The organism is Pseudoalteromonas sp. CO109Y (assembly GCF_004208935.1).
Classification (GTDB): domain Bacteria; phylum Pseudomonadota; class Gammaproteobacteria; order Enterobacterales; family Alteromonadaceae; genus Pseudoalteromonas; species Pseudoalteromonas shioyasakiensis.
This window is the reverse complement of record NZ_SGPD01000024.1, coordinates 125256-143320: the sequence shown is the minus strand read 5'-3', so window position 1 is coordinate 143320 and position 18065 is coordinate 125256. Positions and strand designations below refer to the sequence as shown.

14 protein-coding genes are annotated in these 18065 nt (G+C 42.6%); 5 read left to right on the top strand and 9 right to left on the bottom strand.

Going from position 1 to position 18065, the window contains the following annotated elements; translation table 11 throughout:
- Positions 1 to 51 precede the first annotated feature (51 nt).
- Positions 52 to 552 carry an RDD family protein gene (locus tag EXT43_RS09345; protein ID WP_054562713.1) on the top strand — a complete coding sequence of 167 codons (501 nt, stop codon included), beginning with the start codon at positions 52 to 54 and terminating at the stop codon, positions 550 to 552.
- A gap of 66 nt (positions 553 to 618) precedes the next feature.
- Here EXT43_RS09345 and lptG read toward each other — a convergent pair whose 3' ends face one another.
- Together lptG and lptF are read right to left on the bottom strand one after the other, a co-directional pair.
- Complete coding sequence (gene lptG / locus EXT43_RS09340) at positions 619 to 1686, bottom strand: LPS export ABC transporter permease LptG (RefSeq protein WP_130166820.1); 1068 nt, start codon at positions 1684 to 1686, stop codon at positions 619 to 621.
- Positions 1683 to 2795 (bottom strand): LPS export ABC transporter permease LptF, encoded by a 1113-nt coding sequence (lptF, locus tag EXT43_RS09335; protein WP_062566119.1) that lies wholly within the window; start codon positions 2793 to 2795, stop codon positions 1683 to 1685. The genes lptG and lptF overlap by 4 nt, the downstream gene beginning before the upstream one ends.
- A 322-nt stretch (positions 2796 to 3117) precedes the next feature.
- On the opposite strand from lptF, the gene pepA reads away from it, so the two are divergent.
- The 3 genes from pepA to EXT43_RS09320 all read left to right on the top strand — a co-directional run bounded on the left by pepA (position 3118) and on the right by EXT43_RS09320 (position 8084).
- Positions 3118 to 4632, top strand: a complete 1515-nt coding sequence (pepA, locus tag EXT43_RS09330) for a leucyl aminopeptidase (RefSeq protein ID WP_054552638.1) — start codon at positions 3118 to 3120, stop codon at positions 4630 to 4632.
- Between the two features lie 126 nt (positions 4633 to 4758).
- Positions 4759 to 5205 carry a DNA polymerase III subunit chi gene (locus EXT43_RS09325; protein WP_054562716.1) on the top strand — a complete coding sequence of 149 codons (447 nt, stop codon included), beginning with the start codon at positions 4759 to 4761 and terminating at the stop codon, positions 5203 to 5205.
- Positions 5206 to 5228: 23 nt separating this feature from the next.
- Positions 5229 to 8084, top strand: a complete 2856-nt coding sequence (locus tag EXT43_RS09320) for a valine--tRNA ligase (protein WP_130166819.1) — start codon at positions 5229 to 5231, stop codon at positions 8082 to 8084.
- 97 nt (positions 8085 to 8181) lie between these two features.
- On the opposite strand, the gene EXT43_RS09315 is transcribed toward EXT43_RS09320, so the two are convergent.
- Positions 8182 to 9459 carry an outer membrane protein transport protein gene (locus EXT43_RS09315; RefSeq protein WP_054562718.1) on the bottom strand — a complete coding sequence of 426 codons (1278 nt, stop codon included), beginning with the start codon at positions 9457 to 9459 and terminating at the stop codon, positions 8182 to 8184.
- Between the two features lie 336 nt (positions 9460 to 9795).
- Between EXT43_RS09315 and EXT43_RS09310 the strand changes: the two genes are divergently transcribed.
- Positions 9796 to 10119: a hypothetical protein gene (locus tag EXT43_RS09310; protein WP_130166818.1), complete on the top strand. Its 324-nt coding sequence runs from the start codon at positions 9796 to 9798 to the stop codon at positions 10117 to 10119.
- Here the strand turns inward: EXT43_RS09310 and EXT43_RS09305 are convergent.
- The 6 genes from EXT43_RS09305 to parE all read right to left on the bottom strand — a co-directional run bounded on the left by EXT43_RS09305 (position 10079) and on the right by parE (position 18053).
- A complete protein-coding gene (locus EXT43_RS09305) occupies positions 10079 to 11296 on the bottom strand; it encodes an HD-GYP domain-containing protein (protein WP_054562720.1) in 1218 nt (405 codons plus the stop codon). The genes EXT43_RS09310 and EXT43_RS09305 overlap by 41 nt on opposite strands.
- A 219-nt stretch (positions 11297 to 11515) precedes the next feature.
- Positions 11516 to 11851 carry a ribonuclease E inhibitor RraB gene (rraB, locus tag EXT43_RS09300; RefSeq protein ID WP_054562721.1) on the bottom strand — a complete coding sequence of 112 codons (336 nt, stop codon included), beginning with the start codon at positions 11849 to 11851 and terminating at the stop codon, positions 11516 to 11518.
- Positions 11851 to 12564, bottom strand: a complete 714-nt coding sequence (locus tag EXT43_RS09295) for a 1-acylglycerol-3-phosphate O-acyltransferase (RefSeq protein WP_062566123.1) — start codon at positions 12562 to 12564, stop codon at positions 11851 to 11853. The genes rraB and EXT43_RS09295 overlap by 1 nt, the downstream gene beginning before the upstream one ends.
- Before the next feature lie 138 nt (positions 12565 to 12702).
- On the bottom strand, positions 12703 to 15000 hold the full coding sequence (gene parC / locus EXT43_RS09290) for a DNA topoisomerase IV subunit A (protein ID WP_062566124.1): 2298 nt from the start codon (positions 14998 to 15000) through the stop codon (positions 12703 to 12705).
- Between the two features lie 10 nt (positions 15001 to 15010).
- Positions 15011 to 16111 carry a PQQ-dependent sugar dehydrogenase gene (locus tag EXT43_RS09285; protein ID WP_058586580.1) on the bottom strand — a complete coding sequence of 367 codons (1101 nt, stop codon included), beginning with the start codon at positions 16109 to 16111 and terminating at the stop codon, positions 15011 to 15013.
- Positions 16112 to 16163: 52 nt separating this feature from the next.
- Positions 16164 to 18053, bottom strand: a complete 1890-nt coding sequence (gene parE, locus EXT43_RS09280; RefSeq protein ID WP_054552648.1) for a DNA topoisomerase IV subunit B — start codon at positions 18051 to 18053, stop codon at positions 16164 to 16166.
- Between the last annotated feature and the right edge of the window lie 12 nt (positions 18054 to 18065).

Sequence of the window (18065 nt, the reverse complement as noted above, 5' to 3'; positions counted from 1 at the left end):
TGCGAAGGACTTTGCTAAACTACTGCGCAATTTAATTGGACGAGATTGTTTATGTCAGCTGAGTTTCCACGTGCCGGTTTCTGGCGCCGCTTTGCCTCTTTAATCTACGATACCTTGGTTATCATTGCCTTTGCGATGCTGACAACCGTACTGTATTTATTAGCTGTTCAAGGGCTAATTTCTTTAGACTTACTAAGTATTGGTGACGCTGAAGATGTATCTGCTTTCATTCAAAATTCACCATTATTGTATGGCATTCGTAGTGTGTTATTGGTGATAGTGAGTGTTAGTTTCTTTAGCTATTTTTGGGCTAAGAGCGGCCAAACTATTGGTATGCGTGCATGGCGTTTGAAGGTGCAAACCCTCGATGGTCATTTAATTAGCTGGCATCAAGGCGCACTTAGAGCCATTACTGCTCTATTAGGTTTAGGTAATTTAGTGGTGTTGGTCGATTTTAAAAATAAGCGCGCATTGCAAGATTACATCGCAAAAACGGAAGTGATCACCCTCACCAAAGAAGAAAATAAACGTATTTATCGCTCACTTGATTAAGCAACACATCAAACACAAAAAAAGCGTGGCTCAAACCACGCTTTTTTTGTGCTTTTTAAACGACTATCAAACTCGTTTATTCAATAGGTAAGTTGCAAACCCTATAAACAGTAGGCTTGGTAATACGGCACCAACCACAGCTGGAATTTGGTAAACCATCACCACAGGACCAAATATCTCATTGGTTAAGTGGAAAGTAATACCGGTTATAACACCCATGATGATACGTGCGCCCATAGTTACTGTGCGAAGCGGGCCGAATATAAACGATAAAGCAACTAACAACATAACGGCGATAGATACTGGCTGCATGATCTTACGCCATAGCGCTAGCTCATAAGTGCTGGTGTCTTGCTCATTTTGCTGCAAATAACCTAAATATGACCAAAGCCCAGTAAACGACAGCGCTTCGGGCTTAACCGACACCACTCCTAATTTTTCGGCGGTCAGTTGCGAGTCGTAAAACTCTTCTTTATGCTGCTCAGTACTGATCTGCTCTGGCGTGATCAATACCTTATTTACATCACGAAGTAACCAACCATCTTTACGGTTTATTGCCTCTTCTGCCTTGGTAATTTGAGTAAGTTGTAACGATTTATCAAAGTGATACATGTGCACGCCACGTAAAGTGCCTTGCTGATCGACATCTTCAATATTAATAAAGTTGCTACCATCTTTCGCCCACACACCTTGCTTAGCATTAAATACATCACCACCATAAATCGCTTGGTTACGTATTTCTTTTGCTTTGAGCTGTGCTTCTGGAGCACCCCATTCACCTAGCGCCATCATACAAATCGCCATAAACATCGCGGTTTTCATGACTGATGCAATGATTTGCAAACGTGACATACCCGCCGCTTGCATAACGACCAGCTCACTGTTTGATGCCAATGCACCTAAACCTGTTAAGCCGCCAATCAAGGCTGCCATTGGGAAGAAGATAACTAAATCACCCGGCATGCTGTATAAGGTGTAAATCAACGCAGTTGCAATATCATAGCTACCACGGCCAACTGATTTTAACTGCTCAATAAACTTAATGAGGGTACTAATACCTACCAGCACCATTAAAGCAAAACCGGTGGTTTGAATTATGCTGCGACCTAAATACCAGTCGAGTGTTTTCATCATGCGCTTAACTCCCGCTTAGTCACAACTGCCTTTAACCATGCGCCGAGCGGACGACCTTTAATAATCAAGAAACCACCAATAAACAAGGCTGATAAATGGATCCACCACAAACCAATTGAAGGTGGAATTTTACCATCTTCAACAGCAAACTTAGCTGCATTCAATAAAATGAAGTACCCTAAATACAAGCTAATTGCAGGCACTAATTTAGCGAATTTCCCTTGGCGCGGATTCACCACACTCAAAGGTACTGCAAGTAAAGTTAATAACGGAATTGAAAGCGGAATAGCTAAACGCCACTGCCACTGTGCAATTGCTTCAGAGGTTTTCATTTTGAATAAATCAAACGTTGGTATAGCTTCTAACTTACGACGCTGATGTTCAATTTCTTGATCTTGAATTTGTACACTGTAACCATCGAACTCTGTTAGGTTTAACGCAGCAGACTCGCCATCTGTTTCATAGCGCTTACCGTCATTAAGAACAAGTTGCTGCTCACCGTTATCTTGCTCAATCACCACACCACGCTCTGCATATACTAAACGGGCTAAGTCACCTTTTTCACGATCTGGTAACTGCGCAACAAATACCTTGTGTAGCTCTTTACCGCTATTTTCGATGTTGTGAATGAAGACTACGGCTTTCTCGTTACCGGTTTGCTGAAAACGTCCTGCACGTAATGCCGATAAGCCTGCATCAGCTTTGGCTTGCTCTTTTAATTGATATTCTTGCTCACTGGCCCATGGCGCAACATAAAGAGTAAGCGCACCGGCTAAAATAGCCATCGCAGTACTTGAGATAAGCGTGACCCGAACCACATACCACTCACTAACACCACAGGCTTTGAAAACAGTCATTTCGCTGTCTGCATAAATGCGACTGTATGCCAAAATAATCCCTAAGAAGATACTCAAAGGTAAGATAAGCGAAGCAAGTTGAGGAAGTTTTAGTGCAATCATCGAAAGCACAAGTTTAGCTGGAAGACCCCCTTCAGAGGCGTCTCCTAATATAACAACAAACTTTTGAGACACAAAAATAGTCATCAAAGTTAAAAATACGGCGACCTGCGACTTGAAGACTTCAGTGGTCAAATAACGAAAAATTAGCAATGCTCGCCCCTGTTAAACATCGAGTTTCACTGGAATAGTAAGGAATTTTGAGTAAACTAGTTATTTTACTCACTTTATTATATGCCATCAAAGTTAAATATCATACCTAGCAAGAACATATAATCTTGCATAAATGGTGCAGATGGCGTCTATTATGTGATATTGATATTCACATTAAGATAAAGTTCAAAAACACATAAATAGAGTCATAGTTTATGTACTAAGATTAGTGCTATTAAACTAAAAAATGTAAGAAAGGACTCGAAAAAGAATTTCTTACCCTTATAAACTAAGGTTATACGACTCAATATCAGGAGTAACAATGGAATTTAGCGTAAAAAGTGGTAGTCCAGAAAAGCAACGTAGCGCATGTATTGTAGTAGGCGTTTATGAGCCACGTCGTTTATCCCCCATTGGTGAACAATTAGATAAAATCAGTGACGGTTATATCTCAAACTTACTACGCCGTGGTGATCTTGAAGGTAAGCCAGGCCAAGTACTGCTATTGCATCATGTACCTAATGTACTGAGCGAGCGTGTACTACTAGTAGGTTGTGGTAAAGAGCGTGAGCTTGATGACAAACAATATAAACAAATCATCTCAAAAACGATTAACACGCTAAACGAAACCGGTTCGATGGAAGCGGTATGCTTTTTAACTGAGCAACACGTTAAAAGCCGTGACACTTATTGGAAAGTACGCCAAGCAGTTGAAACAACTCAAGACTGCTTGTACACCTTCAATCAATTGAAAAGCAAAAAGAGCGACCCACGTCGCCCACTACGTAAAATTGTTTTCAACGTACCAACGCGTCGCGAGTTAACCATTGGCGAAAGTGCAATTGAGCATGGCTTAGCCATCGCTGCTGGTAGCAAGTTATGTAAAGACGTTGCTAACATGCCGCCAAATATCTGTAACCCAGCTTATTTAGGTGAGCAAGCACAAGAAATTGCTGATAATTTCGATAATGTAAGCGTTGATATCATTGGCGAAGAAAAAATGGCAGAGCTGGGCATGAATTCATACCTAGCGGTTGGCCGTGGTAGTGCTAATGAATCAGTTATGTCGGTGATCAACTATCAAGGTGGCGACAAAGACCAAGCGCCAATCGTGTTAGTGGGTAAAGGCTTAACCTTTGACTCAGGTGGTATTTCAATCAAGCCAGGCGAAGCCATGGATGAAATGAAATACGACATGGGTGGTGCAGCGGGTGTTATTGGTACTATGCGCGCTTTAGTGCAAATGCAATTACCAATTAACGTTGTCGGTGTTTTAGCAGGTTGTGAAAACATGCCTGGCTCAAACGCTTATCGCCCGGGTGATATCTTAACAACTATGTCGGGGCAAACAGTTGAAGTGTTAAATACCGACGCTGAAGGCCGTTTAGTACTGTGTGATGCACTCACTTATGTTGAGCGCTTTGAACCAGATACTGTTGTCGATGTAGCAACACTGACAGGTGCGTGTATTATCGCACTGGGTTCGCATGCCACAGGTTTACTATCAAACCACAACCCACTTGCCCATGACCTTCTAAAAGCATCTGAGCAAAGTGGCGACCGCGCATGGCAGTTACCTCTTTGGGATGACTATCAAGAGCAACTTGAAAGCCCATTCGCTGATTTCACCAACTTAGGTGGCCGTGCTGCAGGTACGATTACAGCGGCATGCTTCTTGTCTAAATTCACCAAAAAATACAATTGGGCGCATTTAGATATCGCAGGTACAGCATGGCGCAGCGGCGGTAAAAACAAAGGCGCAACCGGTCGTCCGGTACCTATGTTGACTCAGTATTTACTGAACCGCGCAGGCGTGAGTGAAGCAAGTCACGATTAAGCTTCACCGCAAGCTTAAAACTAACCCTAAATAAGGCGCCAAATGGCGCCTTATTAATTGAAGCAATTCGCGTTCTATGTCAAAATCCCTGCTTTGATCTGTGTATCTGTGGGGACGAAAGTCACTATGAATATGAACGCACAATTTTACGTTCTAAAACAAGATGATAGTGCCCACCAAACGGCTGGCGCTGTTTTCGATCTGGCAGCTAAAATTGCTGCGGATCAGTATCGTCTAGGTCATCGCGTATTTATTTACGCTGATAACACCGACACGGCCCACACAATCGACGACATCATTTGGTCATTTGAACCAGATAGTTTTGTACCACATAACTTACAAGGTGAAGGCCCTAAAGGTGGCGCTCCGGTTGAAATTGGTATGACTCCACCTGTCGGCAACAGAAAAATATTAATCAACTTAGCTGAACACCTACCGGATTTTATTCGCCGTTTTCAGCAGGTTTATGATTTCGTACCCGTTGAGCCAAATGCTAAGCAAGCCGCCCGTGAGCGGTTTAAAAAGCTTCGCCAACTGGGCGCCCATATTGCAACGCAAGAAATTGACATTTAAGCATTTATTTAAGGTTCTGTGTAATGGATAAAACCTATAATCCGCAAGATATTGAACAGTCTTTATACCAAGGCTGGGAAGAAAATGGCTACTTTAAACCGTCTGGCCAAGGTGACGCATACTCAATTATGATCCCGCCACCAAACGTCACGGGTAGCTTACACATGGGCCACGCGTTCCAAGATACCATCATGGATACGCTAACGCGTTTAAAGCGTATGCAAGGCAACAACACTTTATGGCAAGTAGGTACTGACCACGCAGGTATCGCAACGCAAATGCTTGTTGAGCGTAAGCTTGCTGCTGAAGAAGGTAAAACACGTCACGACCTAGGCCGTGAAGCATTTATCGATAAAATCTGGGAGTGGAAAAACCACTCTGGCGGCACGATCACTAAACAATTACGTCGTTTAGGCGCTTCTGTAGATTGGGACCGTGAGCGTTTCACTATGGACGATGGCCTTTCTGAAGCGGTTAAAGAAGTATTTGTACGTCTTCACAAAGAAGACTTAATTTACCGTGGTAAGCGCCTAGTTAACTGGGATCCTAAACTACACACTGCTATTTCTGATCTTGAAGTTGAAAACAAAGACAAACAAGGTCACATGTGGAACCTACGTTACCCACTTGCTGATGGCGTAAAAACCAAAGATGGTAAAGACTACATCATTGTTGCGACAACACGTCCTGAAACAATGCTAGGTGATTCAGGTGTTGCTGTTAACCCTGATGATGAGCGTTACCAAGATCTGATCGGTAAAGAAATTTTACTACCTATCGTAAACCGCCGTATTCCAATTGTTGCCGATGAACATGCAGACATGGAAAAAGGCACAGGTTGTGTGAAAATCACGCCTGCCCACGACTTTAACGATAACGAAGTAGGTAAACGTCACCAACTTCCTATGATCAACATCTTCAACAAAGATGCAGCGGTATTAAGCGAAGGCGAAAGCTACACATTCGACGGTAAAGAGCTTGAATTAGATGCGCCAATTCCTGAGCGCTTACACGGCCTTGACCGCTTTGATGCACGAAAAGCGATTGTGAGCGAATTTGAAGAACTTGGTCTACTAGAAAAAATTGAAGATCACAGCCTAACAGTTCCTTACGGTGACCGTTCTGGCGTAGTGATTGAGCCACTTCTTACTGATCAGTGGTACGTGCGCGTAGCACCGCTAGCAGAGCCTGCAAAAGAAGCCGTTAAAAATGGCGACATTAAGTTCGTGCCTCAACAATACGAGAACATGTACTTCTCGTGGATGAACGACGTACAAGACTGGTGTATTTCACGTCAGCTTTGGTGGGGTCACCGCATCCCTGCTTGGTACGACAACGAAGGTAACGTATACGTTGGTCGTGACGAAGCTGAAGTACGCCGCGATAACAACCTTGCTGATGATGTTGCACTTAAGCAAGACGAAGACGTTTTAGATACCTGGTTCTCATCTGCACTTTGGACATTCTCAACGCAAGGCTGGCCGGCAAACACTGATGATTTAAAAACTTTCCACCCGTCTGACGTATTGGTAACAGGTTTCGACATCATTTTCTTCTGGGTTGCTCGTATGATCATGATGACCATGCACTTCATCAAAGATGAAGACGGCAAGCCACAAGTACCATTTAAAACCGTTTACGTAACTGGCCTTATCCGCGATGAAAACGGCGATAAGATGTCTAAATCGAAAGGTAACGTACTTGATCCTATCGACATGATTGACGGTATCGATCTTGAAAGCCTAGTTGAAAAGCGCACTGGTAATATGATGCAGCCACAACTAGCGAAGAAGATTGAGAAGAACACTCGTAAAACATTCGAAAATGGGATTGAAGCACACGGTACAGACGCACTGCGTTTCACCCTTGCAGCAATGGCTTCAACGGGTCGTGATATCAACTGGGATATGAACCGTCTTGAAGGTTACCGTAACTTCTGTAACAAACTATGGAACGCAAGTCGTTACGTATTGATGAACACAGAAGAGCAAGACTGTGGTTTCGCTACAGATGCTGAGAAACAGTATTCACTCGCTGATCGTTGGGTTTTAGGGCAGTTTGAAGCAACTGTTAAAACCTATACTGAGCATCTAGAAAACTACCGTTTTGACCTAGCTGCAAACACCATTTATGAGTTCACGTGGAACCAATTCTGTGACTGGTACCTAGAGCTTACTAAACCAGTATTGTTTAAAGGTAACGAAGCACAGCAACGTGGCACTCGTCATACCCTAATCACGGTATTAGAAAGCCTACTTCGCTTAATGCACCCGTTAATGCCATACATCACAGAAACGATTTGGCAACGCGTGGCACCACTTGCTGGTATCGAAACTGCAGGCACTAGCATCATGGTTCAAGGTTTCCCTGTATACAATGAAGCTAATGTTGATAGCCAAGCGATGGACGACCTAGAATGGGTTAAACAATTCATTCTTGCTATTCGTAACATCCGTGGTGAAATGGATATCAGCCCAAGCAAACCATTATCGGTATTGCTTGCTAATGCGTCTGACGAAGACAAACGCCGCTTAACGGAAAACGAAGCTTTCTTAGCGTCTCTTGCTAAGCTTGAAGAGTTCACGTTACTTGATAACAAAGACGAAGCACCTGCGTGTGCAACATCGTATGTTGGTAACCTTGAGATCATGATCCCAATGGCTGGCCTAATCGATGTTGAAGCTGAACTAGCTCGTATCGCGAAGCAGCTTGAAAAAGCAGAGAAAGGCTTAGCTCAAGTTAATAACAAATTAGCTAACGAGAAGTTCGTAAATAACGCGCCAGAAGCTGTGCTTGCTAAAGAGCATGCTAAGCTGGCTGAGTTTACAGATGCGAAAGACAAACTATTAGCGCAAAAAGCGAAAATCGAAAGTCTATAACAGCATATATAAAGCGCGATTTATTCGCGCTTACAAAAAAGCCGCGCTATAACATTGTTATAGCGCGGCTTTTTAATGCTCTGTAACAGCGACTTTATTAAAATTTGTAGTTGTACTGAGCACCAATTAGAACTGCGTGACCTTTTGATTCATATTCCCATGAAACATCTTGGCCTAAAGAAGCAGCTAGGCTGTCTTTTTCAGAGAAGTTTTGTGTTTTACCACGAAGGATACTTACACCTAAGTCAACATTTGAGTTTTCGCTGAATGCGTAGTTACCACCAAACGAGAACCAGAAACGATCTGTATCAGGGATAGAGATTGAAAGGTGTGATTGGTCTGCTGGTGACTCATCGTATGCAATACCTGCACGAAGTAAAAGTGCATCGCTGTACTGGTAGTCAGTACCGATAGAGTAACGCATTGAATCAGAGAAGTTCTCTTCTTTAGAGAATACAGGCGTTTCAAGGCTTGGTGTATAAGCTTCTAATTTTTGGAAGCTGTCCCAACCAGTCCATAAGATGCTGTAGTGTACGCCTAGCTTCTTATCAAGTTGATGTGAACCAGAAAATTCAGCAATTGCTGGTAAAGTCAGTTTTAACTCACCCGGTACTGTAGTACCCGCTAAACCGCCAACTGCAGCTGGAAGTTGGTTTGAGTACTCGCCTTCAAAGTCGATATCTGTTTCGCTGCGGTAGTTAAAACCAAAACGGTTGTTTTCGTCTAACTGATACATCGCACCAATGTTCCAACCAAAGCCGTAGTCGTCACCTTCAAGGTGAGCAATTTGCGTGCTAGCTGGTAAACCAAATGGGTTAGTACCTGCATTGCGAACAACCTTTGCATCAGCATAAACATAGTTTAAACCAAGACCTAAGCTGAACTGTTCGTTGATTTTATATGAAGCGCTTGCATTCATGTTAACTGTTACGATTTCAGTTTCACCCGCGATAGAGCCTGCAGCGTAGTCATCTTTAAACTCAGTTGAAAGACCGAAGTTTGAAAAAGCACCAAAGCCTAAAGACACTTTATCGTTTAAAGGCATTGTGAAATAACCTGCAGGGATAAATGCAGATGGTGCAATGCTATCGTCATCGATAGAGCTTTCATCTAAGCCGTATGCAGCACTTTCGCCTTTTAAGCTTACATCTGGAATTACAGCAATACCTGCTACTGAGATTTGCTTGTCTTTGAATAAAGACATAAGTGCAGGGTTACGAGCAACAACTGATGCGTCATCTGCAACAGCTGCTTCACCAGCGTATGCGCGACCTAAACCTGAAACGTTTTGCTCTGCTAATTGGAAAGCTGCAGCGAAGCTGTCAGCAGAAACAACAGCAAGTGATGCTGCAATTAGTGTTTTAGTGAACTTCATAAATCTGTGTCCTCTTGCAAACTTGTGCGAAAGCTAATCCAACAATGAGGGCAACCTATTAGTTAAGCATAAAAGATTAGCGCTGTATGTTGGTATTAGATGTTTTATTCTAATGATTACAAACTTTCGAACATTACCTTAATTAAGATCAAAAAACTGTAATTTTTCGTTAGAAATAGGTAAAAAACCCGCATTTTAACAACAAGATAACAACTTATTAAAACTCATCAGAGCTCTGATTACAAAAACAACAAACAGTAGTAATTATCATTTGCATTGACATCTATTTCTTGTCCCTTTAGACTAAAAATAAAGGTTTTACTGTTGAGTTTGAGTATGGAAATCGCATTGATTATTGCGGCACTGATGTTATGCGGTGTGAGTGTTCATTATTTTTGTAAAGCAAACTATTGCGCGTGCACTAAAGCAGGTGATTGCGATAACCCAGTTAATCACTATTGGCTAGGCGCCATGCTGAGTGCTGTTTTATCACTACTGTTATGTTGTTTGGCCTTACATGTCGAAAAAGGCACATTGCTGTGGTTGGTATTAATGACGAGTTGTTTTAGTGGTGCATTTATATCAGCAAAACGCAGTGCCAAAAAACGCTGTGTTAAGTCTAAACAAGCAGATGCTCTTTTAACAAACGAGCCAAATTAAGCTGATAATCTAGAGGCTTAATGCTCGCGATAATTTTTAGTTCTTTTTCTACACTTAAATCGACATCTTTGGCAGTAATATGATGCTTATGCTTGGCATTATAGAAGATCTTTATTTTCGGCTTAATTGGGTTTTCGTGGTTACCTTCCATCACTAACGCCAAGCGCTCATTATTCAACTTCACAATCGTACCAACAGGGTGAACCCCTAGGCATTTAATAAAGCGTTGCACCAACTCAGAGTCAAACAATTGCTTATTGGCAAGTAAATAACGCAGCGCTGAGATTGGCTCTTCACCCATTTGATGAGGCCTGTCTGCAGTCATTGCATCATAAACATCGACGATTGCCATCATACGGGCTGCACGGCTCAGCTTTTCAGCTGCAATACCGCGAGGGTAGCCTGTACCATCTAAACGCTCATGGTGATTCACTATCATATCGAGCATTAACGGCGTAATGCCCTTTTCACCTTTCACCAAACCTAAACTCTGCGCCACATGCTTTTTAACAACTTGCATTTCGTTGTCGTTCAAAGCGCTTGGTTTTGACAATACACCTTGTGGCATTTTCGCCTGACCGATATCGTGCATCAATGCACCCATTGCCAGCTCTTTAATTGTCTTTTCTTTGTAACCTAGGTACTTAGCAAACACACTCACCAAAATAGCGGTGTTGATCATGTGCCGCCAGTTATAAATATGTTTATCTTTAAGGCGAGTTAAAATAGTTAAGGCATTGTGATTACGAAATACCGAGCTGACTATATCAACGGCGATATCATCAAGCACAGCTACATTCATCTTTAAACCCGATGTGATATCTGAGTAGAAACCTTGCAGTTTTCGGCTGTGCTGCTCGTAATGCACGCTGGCTTTTAAAAACTCTTGTTGAACCGTGATCCCTTGTGGTGCTTCGTTAGCTGCAGGCTTTTGTTCAACCTTAGGTTTAGCCGGTTCAGGCTTTGGTTGGTATTTTTTAGGGAGTGCAACATCGCTTTGTGTAAAGTCGATGAGTAGCTCTTCAACCCCCTCAGAGATAAGGCGTTGAATAATCGTTTTATCACGCACTAAACCACGTGTTTTGATTTTAATACTATTTACATGCTCTTGTTGCTTACTGACACTGTCAACAAACATCCCTGGTACAAGTTCGGCAATGGGTAAGGTAATAAGCATATGTGAGCTTAGCGCATAAAAACATCGAGTTTTTTATTATCGCTAATTGATTACAAATGTCTATAGATTGGGTAGCGAATACGAAATAGGTATGAGTTACGGAGTTAGAAAGGGGAAAGTTAGAAAGGGGAAAGTTAGAAAAAGTAAAGTTAGAAAGTAGCAACTCGCTAACTTTATCCCTGAAAGCTGACGGCTGATAGCTGACAGCTCTCTAGCTATTTATTCCTGAAAGTAAGTGCCCCAGCCGTCGTATTCAACGTCAGTTTGCTGAGCAAGCGCTTCTAGCTTGTCTACGTCTTCCATAATCGCTTCTACTTCAAGTTCACACTCAACAACCACGTCAAAGCTCCACACTTTCTCGCCGTCTTCTAGCTCAAGTTCTGCAGGTTCTTCAACATCGTAACCTAGTTTAAAAGCGGCTAAAGCGGCTTGCTCTAACTTTTCAAAATTTTCGCTAACAAAGTGGTGTTCCACTTCATAAAGTACTTCAGGATCTGAGCCATCTTCAAGTAATGAAGTAACGATGTCTTCAGTAATTTCGCGCCAATTTTCCATTATTTGTTTCTCACTTGAGCATCTAATTCAGTTATTTTAGCAGCCATAATCTGATGAACATGTGAAGCATGGTCACGAGCAGATACGTCTTTATCAAGATAAATCGGCGCTAACATTTCGAGGTAAATTGTACCATTATCCCAGCGATTTAGCTTAATAGTTTTGTGCGTTGTACTCATACAAACTGGCACTACTGGCACATCAGCACTCATTGCTGTGTGAAATGCCCCTGTTTTAAAAGGCAATAAACCACGACCATAGCTTCGCGTACCCTCAGGAAACATCCAAACCGATAGACCTTTTTGTTTTATTTTCTCAGCTGATTTAGAAATTGTGCCTGCTGCTTTTGAACGGTTAGCGCGGTCAATTAAGATATTTCCCGATAACCAATACAGCTGACCAAAAAACGGGATCCATTTGAGGCTTTTTTTACCTAGGCTTACGCAGTTCTCCGGCACCATGGCAGGTAAAGTGAATAGGTCATAGTTATTTTGATGATTTGCTACATAGACAGCGGGGCCAATATTTTTTGGAGTCTCGTGATATTTAAGCTCTAGTTTGACACCTAAAAGTTTAGCTACCTTGCAAAACCAACCCGCAATAATATGCACGTTATTAGTATGAAACGGCTTAACGATGCATAAAAGCAGCCCAAAAACACAGCTTAAAACAATGAATAACGCCATGAAAATTATGCGAAAAATAGCTAACAAACGAATTCTCCTCGTACTAATCAGCGCGCATTATAACGTGAAAAATACCATTTCCATAGCTTTAAGCGCACATGTGTACGCTTAAAATTTCATAACGTTTTAACAATAAAAAGGCCTGCAATTGCAGGCCTCTGGTTTTTACTCTGTTACTTCGCTTGGCGACTCATCACTATCATCTGTTTGAGTCACTTCGACTACAGCCTCATCAACTCGCTGCAGACCACGGGGTAATTTGTTACCACGTCTACCGCGTTCACCATGATAATGCTCAAGATCAGTCGGTTTCAGTGTCAGTTTTCGTTTACCTGCATGCAGGGTTACGCTACTGCCCGCAGGCACCACAGCCAGTACTTTTACAAACTCTTCACGGGCTTGCACTTTCGCACTTGGGATAGAAATAATCTTATTTCCTTTACCCTTACTAAGTTTAGGTAAATCACGCAGTGGGAATAACAACATGCGGCCTTCGTTAGAAATTGCCATACAGTAATCTGTTGCTACATCAGTTACTCTAATTGGCGCGAGTAATTCACCGCCTTTAGGAACACTGACCAGCGCTTTACCGTTTTTGTTTTTACTCACCAGATCTTTAAAGTCGCTTATAAAGCCATAACCTGCATCTGAGGCCATTAACAACACTTGGTTGTCTTCTGCCATCACCACATGCTCAAAGTTGGCTCCTGCGCTTAGGTTAAAGCGCCCTGTCATTGGCTCACCTTGGCTTCGAGCTGAAGGTAAACTGTGTGCATCAGTAGCAAAAGCACGACCACTTGAGTCTAAGAACACTGCAGGCTGGTTACTTTTACCTCGCGCTGAGGCTTTATAGCTGTCGCCTGACTTATAACTTAGCCCTTCAACATCTAAATCATGGCCTTTACCAACACGTGCCCACCCTTTTTCAGATAGCACAACGGTCACTGACTCTGAGGGGATAAGGTCTTTTTCACTTAACGCTTTCGCTTCAACACGTTCAACAACTGGTGAGCGACGATCATCGCCATACATTTCAGCCGCTTCTTGAATTTCTTTTTTCATCAAGGTCGACATACGACGCTCTGAACCAAGCGTTTGCTCTAGCTTGTCACGCTCAAGAGCAAGCTCATCCTGCTCACCTTTAATCTTGAACTCTTCAAGTTTTGCTAAATGACGTAGTTTTAACTCTAAAATCGCTTCCGCTTGAATATCAGTTAAACCAAAACGCTCCATTAATACAGGCTTTGGTTTATCTTCAGTACGGATAATTTCGATAACTTCATCAATATTTAAAAAGGCCGTTAATAAACCTTCTAAAATATGTAAGCGAGCTAACACTTTATCTAAACGGTGCTGTAAGCGGCGGCGAACTGTTTCACGGCGGAACGTTAACCACTCGGTTAAAATACTACGTAAATCTTTAACTTGCGGACGACCATCAAGGCCAAGCATGTTTAAGTTTACGCGGTAGTTCTTTTCTAAATCTGTAGTTGCAAATAAGTGTGCCATTAATGGCTCAGCTTTAATGCGGTTTGAGCGCGGTACAATCACGATACGAGTTGGGTTTTCGTGATCAGATTCGTCACGTAAATCAGCAACCATTGGCAATTTTTTAGCATTCATCTGCGCTGCAATTTGCTCAAGTACTTTTGCACCTGAACACTGATGAGGCAGCGCGGTGATCACTATATCACCTTGCTCTTCAGTGTAAATTGCACGCATCTTGATAGAGCCACGTCCGGTTTGATAAATCTTACGAATATCGTCTTTCGGTGTGATGATCTCAGCTTCTGTTGGGTAGTCAGGCGCATGCACTAACTCAAGCAACTCTTCGATTTCTGTCTTTGGCTTATCAAGTAATAAACAACAGGCACTAGCAACTTCACGCACATTGTGTGGTGGAATATCGGTTGCCATACCTACTGCAATCCCCGTTACACCATTAAGTAAGATGTGTGGTAAACGCGCAGGTAACACCATTGGCTCATCAAGTGTACCGTCAAAGTTTGCGGTCCAATCGACAGTGCCTTGACCCAGTTCTTTTAGTAGAACTTCTGAGAACTTAGATAAACGCGCTTCGGTGTAACGCATTGCAGCAAATGATTTAGGGTCATCGGCTGCACCCCAGTTACCTTGACCGTCCACCAGCGGGTAGCGGTAAGAAAACGGCTGCGCCATTAACACCATCGCTTCGTAACAAGCACTATCGCCATGGGGGTGGTATTTACCCAGTACATCACCCACGGTACGGGCTGATTTTTTATATTTTGCTTGCGCCGATAGCCCCAGCTCGCTCATTGCATAGATGATACGACGCTGTACAGGCTTAAGACCATCACCTACATGAGGTAAAGCACGGTCCATGATGACGTACATTGAGTAGTTTAAGTAGGCGTCTTCAGTAAAGCGCCCCATTGTTTGTTGTTCTACGCCTTGCATCAGCAAGGTATCTGTATCACTCATTAACGCTTACCTATTTTTTCTTAGCACTAACGCGATAGATCACATTAGCAAAGTCGTCTGAGATCAATAAGCTGCCATCTGCAAGTTCTGCAAATGCAACCGGGCGACCAAATGTTTCTTCGTTTTGCATAAAGCCTGTGATGAACGGGGTGTAATTAGTAATACGACCTTGTTCAACATTTGCTAGCATCACTTTATAGCCTGATTTTTTACTACGGTTCCACGAACCATGCTCAGCAACAAAAAGCTGCTCTTTGTATTTAGCAGGGAACTGCTTACCGTTATAAAAATGAATACCTAGAGGAGCAACATGAGCACCAAGTGCAAGGGCTGGCGATTTGTAGTCAGCAATACTTTTACCTTTGCCAAACTCAGGGTCTAAAATCGCCCCAGCGTGAACATAAGGGAAACCATAATGCGCGCCCTCTTCACCTTCACCAACACGGTTAATTTCACAAGGTGGCATGTCATCGCCCATCATGTCACGGCCGTTATCACTAAACCAAAATGCATTCGTTGTTGGGTGATAATCAAAACCAACTGAGTTACGAACACCTTTGGCGATGGTTTTAATTTCTTTTGTATCCACATCTAACGAGAAGATACGGCCATATTTGTCGTCTTCCGCACAAATGTTACATGGTACACCCACTGGCACAATTAGCTCACCGGTTGGCGCAAAACTAATAAACTTCCAACCATGGTGACGATCAGTCGGAAACTTGTCGTATACCACGTCAAATTTAGGATCTTTTAGGTTTTTATCTACGTCTTTAAAACGAATGATACGTGACACTTCAGCCACATATAAATCACCATCTTTAATTGCTAAACCTGATGGCATTTCAAGGCCAGTAGCAATCACAATCTTTTTATCTGCTACACCATCACTGTTATGGTCAATCAGTGCATAAACATTGCCTGCTTTACGCGAACCTGCGTAAACAATGCCTCTTTTTGATACCGCGATTTGACGCGCGTTTTCAACATCATCGGCAAACAGGCTTATAGAAAATCCATCAGCAACTGTTAATTTATCAAGAATATCTTTTGCCATTACAGGCGCTGATAACAAGCTCAGCGATAATAATGAGGTCAGTAGTTTTTTCATTTTTGTCTTGCCCTTTAATTCTTTGCTAGCAACTAGGTTGCTACACCCTTTATTAAACTTCTGCGCGGTTACCGTGATCTTCTAACCATTGGCGACGGTCTGACGAACGTTTCTTCGCAAGTAGCATATCCATCATTTCCATGGTTTGCTCTTCTTCGTCTAAGGTTAATTGCACTAAACGACGCGTATTAGGATCCATGGTGGTTTCGCGTAATTGCAATGGGTTCATTTCACCTAAGCCTTTGAAACGCTGTACATTGACTTTACCGCGTTTTTTCTCAGCTTCAATGCGCGCTAAAATACCGTTCTTTTCGTCTTCATCAAGGGCGTAGTAAACCTCTTTACCAATGTCGATACGAAATAGCGGCGGCATAGCTACATACACATGGCCTTGTTTGATAAGCGATGGAAAGTGGCGAACAAACAGCGCACAAAGCAAGGTAGCAATGTGCAATCCATCCGAGTCAGCATCGGCCAAGATACATATTTTGTTATAACGCAGACCAGATAAATCACTTGAATCAGGGTCAATACCCAAAGCGACAGAAATATCATGCACCTCTTGCGATGCTAAAATCTGCCCAGATTCAACTTCCCAGGTATTTAAGATTTTACCGCGCAGCGGCATAATTGCTTGGAATTCACGGTCGCGAGCTTGTTTTGCTGAGCCACCCGCTGAGTCACCCTCTACTAAAAACAGTTCAGTACGGTCATTATCTTGGGCGCTACAGTCAGTTAATTTACCCGGTAATGCAGGGCCTGAGGTAACACGCTTACGCACAACTTTTTTAGCAGCACGTAAACGGCGCTGGGCATTTGAGATACATAACTCAGCTAATAATTCTGCCGTTTCTGTATGCTCGTTTAACCATAAACTAAATGAGTCTTTCACTACACCAGATACAAATGCAGCACATGAGCGAGATGAAAGCTTCTCTTTTGTTTGGCCTGCAAATTGTGGGTCTTGCATTTTAACCGATAATACGTAGCTACAGCGCTCCCAAATATCATCTGGCGTTAACTTTACACCACGCGGTAATAAGTTTCTGAATTCGCAGAATTCACGCATAGCTTCAAGCAAGCCTTGGCGTAAACCATTAACATGTGTACCGCCTTGCGCGGTAGGGATTAAGTTTACATAACTTTCAGCGATTGATTCACCGCCTTCAGGTAGCCAAACAACCGCCCAGTCAGCGCCTTCTGTTGAACTTGAAAAGTCACCAATAAACGGCTCTTTTGGTAATACTTCAAAACCTTTAACTGCTTCAACTAGGTAATCTTTTAAACCTGTTTCGTAATACCATTCTTGGCTTTCTTTGGTTTGCTTATTAGTAAACTTAATGCGCAGGCCTGGGCATAATACCGCTTTGGCTTTTAATAAGTGATTAAGCTTAGTGATAGAAAAGTTAGCTGAGTCAAAATAGCTAGCATCAGGCCAAAAACGCACGGTTGTACCTGTGTTACGTTTACCTACAGTGCCAATGACGTTTAAGTCTTCAACCTTGTCACCGTTTTCAAAGGCCATACGAAATTGCTGCGCATCACGGCGCACAGTGACTTCAACACGAGTCGATAGCGCATTTACAACCGAAATACCTACACCGTGTAAACCACCCGAAAACTGATAGTTTTTATTAGAGAACTTACCACCGGCGTGCAGCTTGGTAAAAATAAGTTCCACCCCCGGAATACCTTCTTCAGGGTGAATATCAATCGGCATACCACGGCCATCATCGATAACCTCAAGGGAGTTATCTTCATGAAGGATGACATCTATTTTAGTGGCATGACCTGCCATTGCTTCATCGACACTGTTATCGATAACTTCTTGACCTAAATGATTAGGTCGAACCGTGTCGGTATACATACCTGGGCGGCGTTTTACGGGCTCTAATCCGTTTAAGACTTCAATTGCTTCGGCGTTATAATTTTGCTGACTCATAGTTTTTATATC

Coding starts and splice junctions, on each gene's coding strand:
- parC (WP_062566124.1), bottom strand. CDS start 15,000: ATGAGTGATACAGATACCTTGCTGATGCAAGGCGTAGAACAACAAACA.
- EXT43_RS09285 (WP_058586580.1), bottom strand. CDS start 16,111: ATGAAAAAACTACTGACCTCATTATTATCGCTGAGCTTGTTATCAGCG.
- EXT43_RS09305 (WP_054562720.1), bottom strand. CDS start 11,296: ATGCTTATTACCTTACCCATTGCCGAACTTGTACCAGGGATGTTTGTT.
- lptG (WP_130166820.1), bottom strand. CDS start 1,686: ATGATGAAAACACTCGACTGGTATTTAGGTCGCAGCATAATTCAAACC.
- EXT43_RS09320 (WP_130166819.1), top strand. CDS start 5,229: ATGGATAAAACCTATAATCCGCAAGATATTGAACAGTCTTTATACCAA.
- EXT43_RS09310 (WP_130166818.1), top strand. CDS start 9,796: ATGGAAATCGCATTGATTATTGCGGCACTGATGTTATGCGGTGTGAGT.
- rraB (WP_054562721.1), bottom strand. CDS start 11,851: ATGGAAAATTGGCGCGAAATTACTGAAGACATCGTTACTTCATTACTT.
- pepA (WP_054552638.1), top strand. CDS start 3,118: ATGGAATTTAGCGTAAAAAGTGGTAGTCCAGAAAAGCAACGTAGCGCA.
- EXT43_RS09345 (WP_054562713.1), top strand. CDS start 52: ATGTCAGCTGAGTTTCCACGTGCCGGTTTCTGGCGCCGCTTTGCCTCT.
- parE (WP_054552648.1), bottom strand. CDS start 18,053: ATGAGTCAGCAAAATTATAACGCCGAAGCAATTGAAGTCTTAAACGGA.
- EXT43_RS09325 (WP_054562716.1), top strand. CDS start 4,759: ATGAATATGAACGCACAATTTTACGTTCTAAAACAAGATGATAGTGCC.
- EXT43_RS09315 (WP_054562718.1), bottom strand. CDS start 9,459: ATGAAGTTCACTAAAACACTAATTGCAGCATCACTTGCTGTTGTTTCT.